Consider the following 16090-nt stretch of genomic DNA (forward strand, 5'->3'; position numbering starts at 1 on the left):
TCTAGTAACGCGTCTGTTCCCCGTTATGTCAGGCTGACTAATCGCACTGCCCGTCGACGGTGCAATTGGCGCCATCGGCGAGGGAAACCAACGGTTCGGGATTTACTTTCTCCCAGTCGGAGAAGGATTTTTCCAGTGCTCCCAGAAACGTTTCCGGCTGCTGGGCGCCTGAAACGGCATATTTTCGGTCAAGAACAAAGAAAGGCACTCCCCGCGCACCAACTTGCTGCGCCTCATAAATATCTTTCCGAACCTCGTCGCTGAATTTTGATCCGTCCAGAACAGATTTTAATTCGTCGGCATCAAGCCCGATTTGAGTTCCCAAATCCAGCAGTGTCACGTGATCCGCAGTGTTTTTTCCATCGGTAAAATAGGCTTTAAATAACTGCTCTTCTGCATCATCGCCTTTGCCCTTTGTCTTCGCATATTGAACAAAGCGGTGCGCATCAAATGAATTTGCAACCACGGCCTTATCCATATTGTACTCCAGTCCCACCTCAGCGGCAATCGAACTCACATGGTCATTCATCTGCACAGCATAATCCGGTGACCAGCCTTTCACTTCCGCCAGGTAATCATTTATGCTTTTTCCAGGCTCCGTCTTCATAGCCGGGTTGAGCTGAAAACTTTTCCATTCCACCTGGATCTTGTCCTTTTGCGGAAATTGTTCCAATGCTTTTTCAAATTTCCTTTTACCGATGTAGCAAAAAGGGCACATGACGTCACTCCATATTTCAACTTTCATATTAATCGCTGTTTTCTGATTTTCGACCGTTTTAATTCTCAAATCGCAGGCACAAATTTACAGAATTATGCTATACATTTGTAAGTACTATACAAAAGGATAGTTGAGCAAGTTCGTGTAATATGAAAAATTCAGAGGTTGTAATAAATGGACATACGCAAGGCGACTGTACAAAGAGCATTTTACCTGTACGCGACGCGCTGGAAGTATTAAGTGGCAAGTGGAAACTGCCGATCATCATTTCGCTGATGTTCGGAAACAAGCGATTTTCCCAGATCGCACGGGAGGTGCCCGGTATTACCGATAAAATGTTATCCAAAGAGCTACGCGATCTGGAATCCAACGAACTCGTAAAAAGGACCGTTTACGACTCGATCCCGGTAGTGGTAGAGTACTCGCTGACAGAATACGGACATTCGCTTAAAGTGGTCATTGAGGTGTTGCGGAACTGGGGACAGAAGCACCGGGAGCGGATGATGGCGGATGTTTGAGCTTACCTTTTGGCGATAGTCCTGGTAGTCGTTTCCCCGCCGGATCCTGTTATTTTAACAATGTATGTCCCGTCCGGCAAATGCGAAATGTCGATTCCTTCCTCGTTTACGCTGGCTTTAGCAATCAGTATCTGCCCGCGAGTGTTAAGTACCTGCACGCTCTTGCATAAAATCCCTTGAATAAACAGTCTGTTTTTGACTGGATTCGGGTATAGAACCGCAGTCGATTCTAGAAAAATATTGCGGATCTGGCTGTACGCAAAGCTATCATCGCGGTCGATCATTTTTAGCCGGTAATAATTTTGTCCTTCCAGCGGCGCAGCGTTGATTGCGTCATAGCGGGACGTTTCATTTTTGCCTCCTGTTGCGGGAACTGTACCGACCAGGTACCAGCTTTTTCCATCGTGGCTACGCTCAATTTCAAAGCGATCGCTGTTTTGTTCGGTTGATGTTTCCCATTCCAGCAGTGCTTCGATCTGCATCTCTTTCTCGATTTTTCTGACATCGAAGCGTACCAGTGTTACCGGTAGTGCGTTTTCCTCCCCTCGTTTTACGCGCATGCCGGCTTCGTCATAAAAAAACCTGATCTTTTGCGCATTTGTGGTTTGAGAAAATACAATGAGGAGGATGACGGTGTATAGTTTTTTCATTTTTATGTTAATTGAATTGATTAAATTATCATGGAATATTGACACCTTTCAAGTACATACCGGAATAGGATTTATTATATCCTGCGAAATCAGGGATGCATTGCAGGACTTTATTTATATCCAGCTGGGGGAATTTTTTCGAGATTGCTCCAAAATCTTCTTCGAATCTATCGGATACCACATAATAAACGCCAGTTTGTACTCTGGCACCTAATATTTTTGTATCGTAAGTAACTGCCGCAAGATAATCTCCCAAATAGTTTACCCTGCCAGCATGAATTGTGAATGGGATTGAGAAGTTGCCCCTCGAAAAGTAGACTTTCTTGACATATAAGTCTTGATAACTCATCTCCCATCCTATAACTCTGTAACTTCCCTTGGGTAATAAAATAGCTGAATAAGATATTTGTGCACTATCTTTCTTTAAATCGATATCATTAACCCACTTATTCAGAAAAAAAATTTTCCTTAAATCATTATTGAAAATACTAATCTGATAATTCGTTAGAAGTGCCTCAGTATTAGATATGGAAAATAATGCAACTCCATTGAGTGAATCTTGTTTATTTAATGAAATTTGGGCCGGGGGAGAGTAAACGGTGGCGCAACTGTTCAGCACATAAACGAGAATTCCTAAAATGGAGATAATAATAAATTTACAAGACATATTTGTGACTGAGGTTGCTTTTAATCCAATTTTCTTAATTGTTATCTCGATAAATTGCACCGAGCTAATTTTTATTCTATGAATTAGTCGTACACTTCCGGCTCCCAGTGTATTACGATATTTAAGTCTCTTACTTCTTTAAAGAATTATTCTGCCTTGAAGGGGCCTAAAAGATTTTCTTTCTATTCCGTTGGATAAATGGGGTTTGATTTATCAGCAATCAAAACCAAATCCTTGTATCTATCTAATATTGTATCATTATTATTTACAAGGTATTTGCAGCCGGTACTATCCTCAATACCAATATACCGATCATCACCACGATGGTTTTCAATTGTGGGCCGATAATAGTATAATGGCTTCTTGCATTGTGTATACGGGAGACTAGCCGTTATGCCGTTTTCGTTCAAGCGATATGCCAGGCTTATAAGATCGGGATTGCTTTTAAGATATGATCTTATGTTGACTGAAAGATCGGACGAAGTATCATCAATGATATACCTGGCTCCGTTAACATAGAACTGGGAATCTTTGACATAGTAGTTGCTAAGTCCATCGCTATCAGGCGGAAGCTTTTCCAGGCAGTTTGTCATTGAGTGTAACATAATTCTGACACTATCAATATTTTCATTGAACATTATTGTATTTCGTTCTTTCGACTCCTTCTTTTGACATGAGTAGTATAAACATGTAATTAAGAGTAGCATGATCATTTGTCCCAGATTACTTTTAAAGTGAGTCATGTCCTGGTAGTTTATTCTTCAGAAGTCTGATAACAAGAGACACAAAGAATAATACCGTTATCGCCAAGCCTTTTGGTGTCTTCCGGATGAAATTCCATGTTACATTCGTTATTGTATTCATAAACCATCCATATCGTGATATCGGATGATTTTATTCCATGTTGTTTGAGCAATTCATATTTGGACTCTAAAAGATTTAGATAGTGACCGATAACAGTTGGAGCAGTCATCGGAGGGCGCTTATCAGCATATGTAATGTCGTGAGCCCAAAAATTCTTATTCGGATTCCGCTTGACTCCAAGTAAGCCTTCAAGCCACTCAAAAAGTTCAGGCTTTGTATCTATATCTAGAGTATAAAAAGTTTTTGACATATAAATCGAATGTTTTATATCAATTTTGCCTATTTAGTAAGCCACAAATACACACTAGAATCTACTACATTTAGTTTGCACTTTTTAAGTGATTCGATTGTAACTTCTTTCTTTTTTACAACAATAGAGCGATACATTCCACGATCATTAGAATAGAAAAATACAAATTCCAAGAATCCACGAGGTGAAAAAATAAGGGAAATATCATTATTGTTGAGCAAGAGTGCTGTTCTTAAATGCTGTTTTTTAAACTCAATAGAGTTAATGTAACTGGTATCACGAGCAATACTAGAATAGTTCTGTTTTATGTATTGCTTGTCAGTTATATAGTGCAAAATCTTCGTTTTTATGTTCAATATAACAACTTTGAAAACTATTTCTGAAAGGTGAGAAATTGATAAGCGAGTCCATCTTGATAATGTTTTTTGTGACTATTTCTGTTTGCTCTTTGAATTTCAGTTAATTGCGGTAGTTATTGTCAGGATGACAGCTTAATACCCTAATCAGAAATACTGCGATAGCGAATTTGCGACTCATTGATAGGTAATTTATTAAATTCTTTGTTGATAATTTCGAACCTAAGTTTAAATGTTTCTTGCTTGCCCAGGAAGTTTAAATAGATAGTAGTTTTGCATTACTTTTCTTTTAGTAAAACAATATTTCCTTTTTTATCAATAATCGTAAAGCCGCAAGAGTCTACCATCAATTGTTGTTTAAGGGTGTCACTATATATAACAGGTCGATAGGCACCACGATCATTGCTGAATTTGTAGACATATACCCAGCCACAAAAATCATTAAGGCAATGGGTCAGGTTATTCCGAGCTAGAATCCTAGAAGCAGCAATGAATTTTGCAGATTTACTTTTATCATTTAGAATTGAATCAACCTTTCCATGAGTTGACGGTTTTGATATAGATCCAATTTTTTGGAAATTGATATAGAGGATAGTGTCTTTATCTAGCACCTTGTAAAAATAACTTTGAATTTTTGATGCGTCATTTTGCGGTGGAAGCAAGGGGATAATACTATCAACCGTCAGCATATTTACTTCAATTTGATCAATTTTGTCTATAAAAATCAGATGCTCTCGATCTTCCGTGGTTGCACACGATATTAGCAAGAGGGTTAGTATAATGCTTGTTCCGTAAGCTTTCATCAATTTTTCCATTTTATTTTATATCCTTTCGAAATCATTTGAAAATCTCTTGGATCGTCGAAAAACGACTCATACCATGGCCATTGGGCTGATCCACTATATATCTGATACGCTCCTGCACCCATTTGTGAAAATGTAAGTGGCAACCCGAAGGCTTTCGCAGCAACTCCGAAATTAAAGTTACCGTAGTCTTGTGGTCCAAAAATCTGACCTCTATAAATCGTTGCTGATCCAATTGCTCCTAATGAGTATTCACCATTCTTTAAATCATACGGCCCCCCAGTCTTAACTTGCTCGTAGAAGAACTTCATTTTAAGTCCTGCCCGCTGGACCTCGTCGATTGGCATATCATTGAAAGTCTTATTCATCGAGCGAAAGAACTGATTGGTAGCTCTCAGTTGCTGATTGAATTTTGTAGTCATGTCTTTTAATTGTTGATGTTGTAAAAGCTGATTTATACCAACATTCGCGAGATTATTAACCAGCATACTCGCCCTGGAATTAGCATACATTTGTGCAGGATCCAAGATCGGACTCAGATTGCCAACAGAGGAGGTCGGAGAAACGACTCCGCCGCCAAACAGATTTCCGTACTTGATACTCCCCAAACCATACCCTAGTGCTCCTCCTACAATCGCGCCTCCAAAACCTGCTGCGATCGCTTCACCGTTCGAAGCTCCGTTATTTTTAGCAATTTTATAGCCAGCTATACCACCACCTATTGCGCCTATACCTAAACCAATAAATTGTCCGAGTTTCATCCCAAACAGCAACGGATTTTGCCCATCCGGATCTGTATAACTCAGCGGGTTATTCATAGCATAGGTATACCTATTGAATCCCTGCGTACTCCCAGCGTCAGGCACTACATTGTCGGGGCTTAGCATACGACCGACTACCGGATCGTATATTCGGCCATTCATGTTGATCAGCCCAAAGTTATCGAGGTGCTCGTGGCCGGTGTAACCACGGTAGAGCCAGTTCGGTAATGCAGTGGCGGCTGTCGGTGGCAATACTGCCCAGGTGGCCGGGTTCCGCCTTCTTCCCCACGCGTCGAAACTTTGCTCGGCAACAACTGTTCCGGCATTGTTGGTAACAGTACTGATAGAACCGAGGTGATCTGTATAAACATAGTAATATGCATCTGCTCCACCTTCCCTGACTACTATCGCCGACAGGCCGGCTGCACTGTTGATATAGTGAACATGCCTGATGACGGCTCCGGTGATATTTTTTTCGTAATTTCCAAAATAGTAGCGGGTATTTACCATGTTCCCGTTCTGTTTCAGAACGCTTTTTATACGCTCATAATCGGCTCCGTACGTATACGTAAGCTCAAATGGAACGTTCGTAGTACTTGCTTCTGTAATCTTTTCAGGTTGCAGGAAGGGAGTATAGGTAATATCCTGTTGCACCAACGGGATGGGTGACGGTGCAGGATTAGTGACGCGCGTCACCGCATTGATCCTGGATGGATCGTAGGAATAGGTTCCCGCATCTGTTTTGCTGGTAATATTCCCATTTGGCGAATAATTGGTCACCAGACTCAATGCGCCGATGTCCGTTTGTTTAAGGCGGTCGAGATTGTCATAGGTGAAAGTCTCAGTTTTGCCTTTGATGATATCGTTGCGGCTTTTCAGGAGTGCCAACCCATATTCCCAGTCCATGTTCAGGTTCTGCTTTCCTGCAGTCTGCTTCTTCGCGGCGAATCCGTAGATAAACTCATTCACGGAGGAAAGCCCATTGCCGAGCGAGTAGTTAGTTACCTGACCGCGCCCGTTTATTCCGGTATTGTTAAAAATCGTGATAGTATTGGCTGTGTTCTTGATGGTTGTCGGGTAACCATTTGCATCATACTGATGGTTTGTTCCGAATCCTGACGGGTACAGGATAGAGTTCACATCGCCATAAATATTGTAGCCAAAAGTTGTTGTGTGCGGCGTCGCGTCAACTGTTTCTTTTACTGTCTGCAATCTCCCGAAATTGTCGTAGCCATATTCTTCAAGATTCCCGGCGAATCCGGTTATTTTCCTGATCTGATTGGAAGACGTTCCTGAGTTGACGGGATAGTACTCATAAGAAGTGGTTCCTTCCGGTGCAATGCGGGATTTAAGTCTGCCCGCCAGATCATATTGCATCGTGCTGATTCCGCCATTCGCCGTGGTTTGCTTAACCAGTTCTCCCAATGCGTTATACAAATAGCTGGTTACACCAGCATTCAAGTCTGCCAGTTTGGTCTGGCGACCGTTGACATCATATTCATTCGCGATCAATGTGTTGGCAGCTTGTTTAATATCCTTCAAACCGCCATGACTGTAATAGGAATAAGCCAGCGAGCCGCCTTCGTCCGAAGCCCCGATCAATTTGCCGGTAGGGTCGGTTGTAGTCGTCGAAACCTGGTTGCCAAGTGTTCCCTGACGCGTTTTTGTGGTAATCAAATTTCCGGAACTATATGAATAGGAGAGACTCAACTTGCCAACCGGCGATATGCTGGACGAAATTTCATAGATGCGGTTAAATTCATCATATTTCCTGGTCTCCGTAACAATCGGCTCGCCGGCCTTGTAAGGGGCTGTCGCAGTTTCAATATTACCACGAAAGTCGTAGGTCTGTGTTTGCGTTATTTGTTGTCCTCCAAAGCCCTCTGTCTGGCTTTGAACTTCTCTTCCTAGTTTGTCATAAAATGTTTTTACATCGGGTTTGCCGGGGTGTACGATATCGGTATACCAGACCGAATTACCGGAAACGTTCCATTGATAGGTCTGGTCGACCTGGTATCCTTCGGGGAAAATTGTCTTTTTGCTTCTCCCGAAAACATCATACTGAAAAGTGGTGAGCAATCCATTCTCTCCGGTTTCCGTGAGTGGTACTCCCCATTTCGGATCATATGTAGCACTCGTGATCTGTCCAAGATAGTCGGTGTTGCTTTGTGCATATCTCCCTTTTGGATCATACAAATGTGAGCTGGTACGCGGCCCGGTGACGTCAGGCCCTGAGGGAGTTATTGTTGTGCTCTTCAAGTTACCAAGCGGGAAATAAGTGTATTCTGTTTTAACGCTTTTTGCAAGTCCGTCAAAATCTGTTCTTGATTTAAGCTGACCGATCGGATAATAGTCAAGTGCCTGTGTTACAACAAACGCAGGCTGGCCGATCCGTGTGACGGTCGTGGTGACTGATGTTGGTTTATTGGGAACAATGCCTGGAAACGGTTGATATATTGCATTAGAAACGGTCGTTTCAATCCCGTTTTTAGCTACTGTGCTTTGAGTAATATTCCCGAAAGCATCGAACAAATTGTCTGTTGTGGTTACGACTCCGCCCAATGCCGTGTGATGAATACCGGTTGTTTTGAACCAGAACTGTTTGGAAGGTAGTACCACAATCTCATTGGTCAGTATCGTTTTACTTACTACAACCGAAGGTGCGTCAAAATTATAGTTTACGGTAGTTTGTTTCGGTATTGCTGTATAATAGGTCGAATTGAATTCATTCTCGGTTGTCGTATTATATCCGGCGATAAAGTCAAATGAATGTGTTTTCCTGAAACCGATCCAGCCCTTACCTCTCCGGTGGAGTCGTCCATCTTCGTAAATGAAAGAGTTGCCGCTGTAACCATCGTCCTTGTTATCGAACTTGTTGACAAGATAGATGGGCAGCTGAATACTGTGAAACGGATAATCTGTTGCACCTACAACACCTTTTACATAAAATGGAGCGCCTTCCGACATATTCTTGTATTGCCAGGAAGTTACCAACCCAACGCCGTTTTCTACTTTTTCAAGCAAATGCTCCCTGCCTCCTTTCTTAAGTGAAATAACACTGAGGTTTGTCGTATTCGCTTCGCGGACAAGGATCTCTGTACGGCCGTCTCCGTTGAGATCAAATGGCACAGTTGTGAGTCCGTAGGTTGCGTCAACATTCGGCGTAAATGACTGGTTGTAGCTTCCGTTATTGGTAGAATAATAGATGTCCGCTTTGGAGGGATTGTTTTGTGAATGTTTGTACTGATGGTAAAGGTCTGTGCGGCCGTCCCCATTGAAATCGGCAGCGTGCAATATGTCCTTATCTACGATCACGCCACTGGAGGATGCTATCGCAAAAGGCAATTTCTCAAAATTTGTCCCAGTGGAAATGGCTTTGAACCAGGGTAGGAAATTTTGCAGTCCGTCGGCGTATTGCTGGTACAGCAGATCGGTTTTGCCATCGCCGTTATAGTCGCCGGGCAATATCATTTGGTCGATGGACTTCATCAGCGTTGAAGAAGAAAAGATTGTTTTGAAATAGCTATTGCCACCAGCCAGATTGACGCAGGTATGTATCTCACAGAGGTTACCCGCAACCGTCATGATATCATCTTTGCCATCGCCTTCAAAATCGATGATGAAAATGCGCCTTGCAGTGGCCCAGGTATTTGCCACATTGGAATTGTCGGTATCTCTGATCATTTTGAGATTCGCCGGATTCAGATTACCGTCGAGCTTGGTCAAAACGGCTTCGAATCCGGCAGACGAATTATCCGCATTAAGCTTCTCCAAAAGTGTAAACAGGTCCTGTTTGCCGTCGCCGTCGAAGTCGCCGTTTAAAATATAATTTCTCGACTCAGGGATGTGCAGGTAGGTATTTCGTGTAATAGTAGTGGATGTAAACTGCAGTGCATCCGAAAGTTGTCCCCCGGGCGAAAGCTTGCTTTTGTAGACTTTAATGTTGCCTATTACCTCACGGTTGCCGACAGTATTGACTGCCGCGGTGAGCATATCGTCAAGTCCGTCGCCGGTAAAGTCGGCTCGCAAAAATGAATAACCACCCGGTTGATAAGCATTGGTTTTGATCTGCGTTCCCGGATCCAGGTTGATAAGTCCGGTCGCTTTATTTTTGTCCCCGTCCCGGTATACATTAAATGCGGTGTATTTTTTGTCAATCACCAATCCCCATGGTGTATTTAGCTGATACGGCGTATAGTGAGCGAGTACAAGGTCGGATTTTCCGTTGCCGTCAAAATCACTCGAAAGGAAATCGACTTGCGGGTTCGGAAGCACAGGGCCGGGATCTTTGCTGAATGGCACAGGTGGATCACCATATTTGAAAACCGTTGCGTTGAGGGATGATACACCGTCCTGCCCGGTTTCGATGACCTCTTTTAAGTATGAATTAATATCATCGTGGCCATAGTTGAACTGGTAACTTTTTACAAACGCTGCTGATTCCGCGGTTAGGGTAATCTTGTCGAGCAGGTATTTGCTTGTCACCGGGGATCCCGCCTGATAAATGGTGTTGATGTCGGCTCTTACTTTGTATGCAAACTTGATCTTGTTATAAGGTAAAAGTCCGGCCGCTGCATTGCCGGTGAAGTTGATCTCGTCTATCCTTGGATCACGATCGGTGTTGATGTATTTATATTCAATGTAGTTGCCGTCGGGATTAGTTACTTTATTTAGTCGCCAAAACAGTACGTGGGTATCGGTGATATCCATAAATCGTGCGTCTGCGGTTTTCCCGTACTCCATTAAAACTCCTTCTTTCGTGAGAACTTCAAAATAGAGCGGGCCCGCACCCTGGGTTCCCTTCGCCTTTATAGTGGAGAAATCCTCCATTTCCGGCCCATAGGTAGAGTTGTCCGACCCATAACTTCCTGATTTCAACATCAGTCGCTGTTCATCAAGTGCGAAGCGATCCTCAGAGGTCAGCCTGACCGGTCTGACTGCATCATCATAATGCAGGTTGGCAGATACGCGGGTAATCGCGCTCAGTCCCGAAATACCCCAGCCCGAACCAACGAGACCATTTCTGCCGCTCGAGCTATATTCAATCGCAATATTTGGCTGGACGCCATTTGTTCCCGGAGGCGGGGAAAGCGATATTAAATAGGCGGCAGCGCCACTTTGCGAAACGCTTCCCTGGCCATTTGTACCTCCCACTATCGCGTTCGCTGCAATATTCCTGTTAAAAATGGAATTGTCGTGAAGCGGAGTGTAATTAATGTTTTGCGCGTTTGCTGAGAAAAGAAAGCGTGTGCAGAAAAAGGTAAACAAATAGAACTTCTTCATCCCGAAACAGTTTGTGTGACTGTTATCTTACCGAACCCGTGTCGGCAGATAATCGGGATTTAGACGTTGCCTATCTGAATTGGTAACAGGCTTGCCAGTAGTAAGTCTCCCAAATTATTTCTCGGTAGGGATTGGCAATTTTTCGGCACAAAAAAAGCAATCCTCGCAGGTTGCTTTTCCACTTAAATATTGGAATTAATCCGATTATCCCAGCTGATTAATGCAATTCAAATCTTCAAAAGCCAGTTTCAATCTTGCGATCATGGCTTCTTCTCCTTTACGAAGCCACACGCGTGGATCATAGTATTTTTTGGTTGGTGAAGATTATTTTTATTAGGTTGATTATCTTATTGTTTCGAGTTAATATTGGTAGATAATTGTGATTTAGACGTATCCTATTTGATTTGATAACGGGCTATACAGGAATTAATAATCGAAAAATTATTTAACGGTATGCATTCGCGATTATCGACACAAAAAAAGCCTCAGAATTTTTTCTGAGGCTACCTGATTACAAGTGTTGTCTCACCTTAGAATTTAACATATTTATAAGATCGATATGTCAATTCGACAATGTCATGTTTTTCCAGCTTTTTCACCCACGCATTTTCCGATCCGATTGGAACGGTTATAAACAACCGAAAGCTATCGAGTGTTTGCCTGGTTTCAAGACCAGTTTTTGTTTTTGAACTGTATTAATGCAGTCTTTGTGATTTTCGATCCTAAACAAATTGAATAATTGCGACTCTACCACAGTGTGTGAATCTGCGGGTCTGGCCGGTATTTTGGAAATACCACTGGCTGCCAGAGCTAAGGTCGTTGGTGCAGCTGGCCTGGTTATCTGTTAATAATTCCGGTTCGCTGGCCAGATACGCGCCCGATTCAAAAAATTGGTTGGCCATTTTCAATGTATTTCCTTTTGATTTGTTGGTGCAAGCCAGCATGTACCAGAGCGAAGTCGAACCATCGCTTCCGATAATTTCGATACCGGCATCCGCGGCCATTTTGTCAAGAATTGTAATGTCATCTGCTTGCCTGAGCTTTACATAAAAAACATTGGACAAGGTGACTATTTCTCCGGCGGCATTGAAAAAGGATGGGGCTTGGTAAAGAATATCTTCCTTTTCAACATGGATCATTTCACTGCTTTTTAGTCTGCTCCATCTCAGGTTTTTTCTCGCAGGATTCGTCTTATAAGGTACCAGACCCTCCCCTAATATTGAATGCTGAACAGTCCCTTGAATGGCAGAGTCTATTTCAGCAAATTCAGTAAATAGAATGAAGGTTTCAAGCGGATTTAATTTTAGCGGGATCTTGGCATTGTTATACCAATAATACGACTCAGCGGTATCTATATTAATTTGTACCGGGTTCTTGAAAGTACAGGAATTCAGTATTATCAGAATTGTGAGGCAGATTCTTTTCATAGCTTTTGTTGATTTGATTAAAGTTTATTGGCTGAAAGATGAAACTGAGTTTGTTTCCAATCGCCGGACATATTAGCGGGATTTGTACGTAGCATATATAATTTGGTGACTTAATTGGTATTTGTATTGTATATCTGTTTTGGATATCGTTGTGTAAATATTCCTGAGCGGATAACGCAATTGAAATAATAATCCCATTAGCTCACTTGTTTGTGCATTGCAATCTATATAGTCTGAAAAACTAAAATTGTAGAATAATGCTGTTAAATGATTAACAGGTTGGCGGAGATTATTATTAGGCTTATTTGAGTGATTATTCGAATTTCGGGCACAAAAAAAAGCAACCCTCGCAGGTTGCTTTTTCAATAGTATTTAAAAAAGGAAATTATCCCAGCTGATTGATTGCATTCAGGTCTTCGAATGCCAGTTTCAATCTTGCGATCATGGTTTCTTCTCCTTTACGAAGCCAAACGCGTGGATCGTAGTATTTTTTGTTTGGGGAATCTGGTCCGTCCGGGTTACCCAATTGAGTTTGCAGATAGCCTTCTTTTTCTTTGTAATATTTCAAAACACCTTCCCAGGTCGACCATTGCATATCCGTATCGATATTCATTTTGATCGCGCCATATTCAATCGCTTCACGAATCTCTTCACGTGAAGAGCCTGATCCGCCGTGGAATACGAAGTTAACCGGCAACTCGGCAGTGCCGAATTTCTCTTGAATGAATTGTTGCGAATTGCGAAGGATTTTCGGCTCCAGTTTCACATTACCTGGCTTGTAAACGCCGTGAACGTTTCCAAACGCAGCTGCAATCGTGAAGTTTGGTGAAATTTTAGACAGTTCTTCGTAAGCGAAAGCAACTTCCTCTGGCTGGGTATACAGTTTCGAGCTGTCAACATCAGTGTTGTCAACACCATCTTCTTCTCCGCCGGTTACACCCAATTCGATTTCAAGTGTCATACCGATTTTCGCCATTCTTTCGAAATATTTAGCGCAGGTCTCGATATTCTCCTCGAGTGGCTCTTCCGAAAGGTCCAGCATGTGGGAGCTGTAAAGTGGCTTTCCGTACTGGTCAAAATATTTTTCGCCTGCTTCCAGCAATCCATCGATCCAGGGAAGCAATTTTTTCGCGCAGTGATCGGTGTGCAAAATGACGGGAATGCCGTAAAGCTCCGCCATTTGATGCACGTGCATCGCGCCGGAAATACCGCCTGCAATCGCTGCCTGCTGGTTTGCATTAGAAAGACTTTTTCCTGCGTAAAATATAGCGCCTCCGTTAGAAAACTGAATGATAACCGGGCTATTTACCGATTTCGCAGTTTCCAAAACCGCATTCACTGAATTGGTTCCTACTACGTTAACTGCCGGAAGGGCGTAATTGTTCTGGTTGGCGTGACGGAAGATTTCGCTTACTCCATCTCCGGTGACAACACCGGCTGCAAAGCGTTTAGTGGTTTCGCTCATAGTAACTTATAATATTTTTTCAAGAAATGATTTAGCAATTCAGATATAAAAAAGGAACTGCGTGGCAAGACCCGCAAGTTAGGTATTTTACATAAAATGGAGGATAAACAAACGGTTTATTCTGACTTAAAACGAAGATTTATCAACTTACAATCGTTTTGGCACAATCTGTGTATCTTTGAATCTGGCGGCCTGGATCAGCTGTTAAATTGGTTATTTCTTCTTTTAAATGAATTCAAAACTTTCCAGAACCATACTCCTCGCACTGGCACTCGGCTTTTTTGTGGTTTGGGTATTGGAATTTCGCAGGGCCGGGCTTTTCGAAAGCTACTGGCTTTTGTTGCTGAGTATCATATGCCTGCTCTTTTTTCAGTTTAGTAGATTGAAAGCCGCAGCGGCAGCGAATAAACAGGCTAAACCGGAGGAGCAGGGGAATAAACCGCAGCCGCGAAAAACCGCAAAAAAATGAACACACTATCACTCGGCCTGACCCTGTTCTTCTTTATTCTCGCTGGCTATTTCGGCGCAGTACGCTCTGTACTGCTGGATATTTCGATGGACCGATATTCTTTCCGCCACGAAAAAATCGAGGAAGTTACCCAGACACTTTATTGGCGGCGTATCCTGCGCATGATCCGGCTTCTTGCTGTGGCACTCGGCTGTTTTATGGCAATCGTTACCATTTATCCCTATCTGGCGCTGCAATCGGGTTTTCAGGAAATTTTACTGGTGGTCGGACTTTTCGCGGGGCTGGCAGGTATCTGGATGTTGTGTTACACGAGTTGGGTGAAAATAGGCAGAAGCTTTCCGCGTATTCTTGATCTCAAAGCATTCCCCGTCAGGTTAGGGGAGTGGCTAATGACCCCGCTGTACTGGGTGGTGGAGCCTTTTGTAAAAGAAAATATCCTGAATGCCTCACTGCGCGACGATATCATCTCGGCCGACGATCCTGATTTTGATGATCACAGTATTGAGGAAAGAATGTTTATTAATGCGTTGGATTTTAAAGATTTACGTATTCGGGATTGTATGATTCCGCGAACGGAAATCTCTGCTGTGAATGTGAATGCGAGCATTGAGGACCTGCGGACCGCGTTTCTGTCGAGCGGGCACTCCAAGATCATTGTTCATAAGGAATCTGTTGACGAAGTTTTGGGCTACTGCCACGCCCTGGCGCTATTTAAAAAACCGAAAGAAATCAGCAACATCATTACGCCGATCATGATCGTGCCGGAAGCAATGCCCGCGCGGGATCTTATGCTGCGGTTTTTGGAAGAAAGAAGGAGCCTGGCATTGGTTGTGGATGAATTTGGAGGGACCTCTGGCTTGATCAGTGTGGAAGATGTGGTAGAGCAGATTTTTGGTGAGATCCAGGATGAATATGATACCACAGAAGACTGGACAGAACGCCAGCTGGACGATCACAATTACATACTTTCTGCCCGCCACGAACTCGATTATTTAAATGAAAAATATGGCTGGGAATTACCAGAAGGTGACTATGATACACTTGCCGGCATGCTGATCCATTTTTACGGCGACTTACCGGATGTGAACGAAACGGTCAGTATCCCGCCATTTTCGTTTCAGGTAGTGTCAATGCAGGATACCCGCATTGAGCTGGTGAAGCTGACGATTGAGGAAAAGAATAAAAAGAGCGATAAAATTTAGCGACCATTTTGCCAATAGGCTGAAAACTACGAATTGTGCGGATATCTGTTGAAAAACTGGGAAAGAAATTTGTAAAGGAGTGGATTATCCGCAATGCTACTTTCGAGCTCCTGGCCGGCCAGACCTACACCTTTGTGGGGCCAAACGGCAGTGGTAAATCCACCTTACTGCAACTGCTGACCGGCATGGTACCTGCCTCGGAAGGCACTATCCGATATACTGACACTGATGGGAAGGAAGTCGAAACCGACCTTTGGTATAAACAGCTTGTTATCGCGGCGCCTTATCTTGAATTGATCGAGGAGTTTACTTTGCGCGAACTGGTCGAATTTCATGTTAAGTTCAAGCCACTGAAAAACAACCTCTCGGTGAAGGATTTTGAGGAGATTGTTCAGCTTACCCACGCAAAAGATAAAGTGATCCGCCACTTTTCTTCCGGAATGAAGCAGCGGGTCAAGCTGGGACTTGCGTTTATGTCCGACGTGCCTATTATTTTTCTAGACGAACCTACTACAAATCTCGATGTCCAGGGCATTCAATGGTACCTGGATCATGTAAAGGACTACACTCAGAATCAACTTGTTTTGCTCGGTTCAAACGTAAAACAGGAATATGAATTTTGTGAAAATATCATCTCGGTTTCTGCGTTCAAATAGG

12 protein-coding genes and 1 pseudogene are annotated in these 16090 nt (G+C 43.0%); 4 read left to right on the forward strand and 9 right to left on the reverse strand.

What is annotated here, in order from left to right; all coding sequences use genetic code 11:
• Positions 1–37: 37 nt before the first annotated feature.
• Positions 38–745, reverse strand: a complete 708-nt coding sequence (locus FXO21_RS16625; RefSeq protein WP_149641129.1) for a DsbA family oxidoreductase — start codon at positions 743–745, stop codon at positions 38–40.
• A 122-nt stretch (positions 746–867) separates the two neighbouring features.
• Between FXO21_RS16625 and FXO21_RS16630 the strand changes: the two genes are divergently transcribed.
• Positions 868–1236, forward strand: a complete 369-nt coding sequence (locus tag FXO21_RS16630; protein WP_149641130.1) for a winged helix-turn-helix transcriptional regulator — start codon at positions 868–870, stop codon at positions 1234–1236.
• Between the two features lie 2 nt (positions 1237–1238).
• On the opposite strand, the gene FXO21_RS16635 is transcribed toward FXO21_RS16630, so the two are convergent.
• From FXO21_RS16635 to fbaA, 8 genes and pseudogenes are all read right to left on the reverse strand, one after another.
• On the reverse strand, positions 1239–1886 hold the full coding sequence (locus tag FXO21_RS16635) for a T9SS type A sorting domain-containing protein (protein WP_149641131.1): 648 nt from the start codon (positions 1884–1886) through the stop codon (positions 1239–1241).
• 28 nt (positions 1887–1914) lie between these two features.
• Positions 1915–2613 (reverse strand): hypothetical protein, encoded by a 699-nt coding sequence (locus tag FXO21_RS16640; protein ID WP_149641132.1) that lies wholly within the window; start codon positions 2611–2613, stop codon positions 1915–1917.
• Positions 2614–3307: 694 nt separating this feature from the next.
• Positions 3308–3667, reverse strand: coding sequence for a hypothetical protein (locus tag FXO21_RS16645; RefSeq protein WP_149641133.1), 360 nt, complete (start codon positions 3665–3667; stop codon positions 3308–3310).
• 634 nt (positions 3668–4301) lie between these two features.
• Positions 4302–4826: a hypothetical protein gene (locus FXO21_RS16650; RefSeq protein WP_149641134.1), complete on the reverse strand. Its 525-nt coding sequence runs from the start codon at positions 4824–4826 to the stop codon at positions 4302–4304.
• A complete protein-coding gene (locus tag FXO21_RS16655; protein WP_149641135.1) occupies positions 4826–10870 on the reverse strand; it encodes an FG-GAP-like repeat-containing protein in 6045 nt (2014 codons plus the stop codon). The genes FXO21_RS16650 and FXO21_RS16655 overlap by 1 nt, the downstream gene beginning before the upstream one ends.
• Before the next feature lie 204 nt (positions 10871–11074).
• A pseudogene (locus FXO21_RS29230) lies at positions 11075–11191 on the reverse strand (class II fructose-bisphosphate aldolase); the annotation flags it as partial.
• A gap of 401 nt (positions 11192–11592) precedes the next feature.
• Positions 11593–12297, reverse strand: coding sequence for a hypothetical protein (locus FXO21_RS16660; RefSeq protein WP_149641136.1), 705 nt, complete (start codon positions 12295–12297; stop codon positions 11593–11595).
• A gap of 385 nt (positions 12298–12682) precedes the next feature.
• The gene (fbaA, locus tag FXO21_RS16665) at positions 12683–13762 is read right to left on the reverse strand and encodes a class II fructose-bisphosphate aldolase (RefSeq protein WP_149641137.1); all 1080 of its coding nucleotides are present in this window, start codon (positions 13760–13762) and stop codon (positions 12683–12685) included.
• A gap of 229 nt (positions 13763–13991) precedes the next feature.
• On the opposite strand from fbaA, the gene FXO21_RS16670 reads away from it, so the two are divergent.
• Genes FXO21_RS16670 through FXO21_RS16680 form a run of 3 tightly spaced genes read left to right on the forward strand, consistent with a single transcriptional unit; the run spans position 13992 to position 16089 of the window.
• Positions 13992–14231, forward strand: a complete 240-nt coding sequence (locus FXO21_RS16670) for a hypothetical protein (protein ID WP_149641138.1) — start codon at positions 13992–13994, stop codon at positions 14229–14231.
• Complete coding sequence (locus FXO21_RS16675) at positions 14228–15433, forward strand: hemolysin family protein (RefSeq protein WP_149641139.1); 1206 nt, start codon at positions 14228–14230, stop codon at positions 15431–15433. Before FXO21_RS16670 ends, FXO21_RS16675 begins: the two co-directional genes overlap by 4 nt.
• 35 nt (positions 15434–15468) lie before the next feature.
• Positions 15469–16089: an ABC transporter ATP-binding protein gene (locus tag FXO21_RS16680; RefSeq protein WP_149641140.1), complete on the forward strand. Its 621-nt coding sequence runs from the start codon at positions 15469–15471 to the stop codon at positions 16087–16089.
• Position 16090: the final 1 nt, after the last annotated feature.

This window comes from Dyadobacter sp. UC 10, from assembly GCF_008369915.1.
In the GTDB taxonomy this organism is placed as follows: domain Bacteria; phylum Bacteroidota; class Bacteroidia; order Cytophagales; family Spirosomataceae; genus Dyadobacter.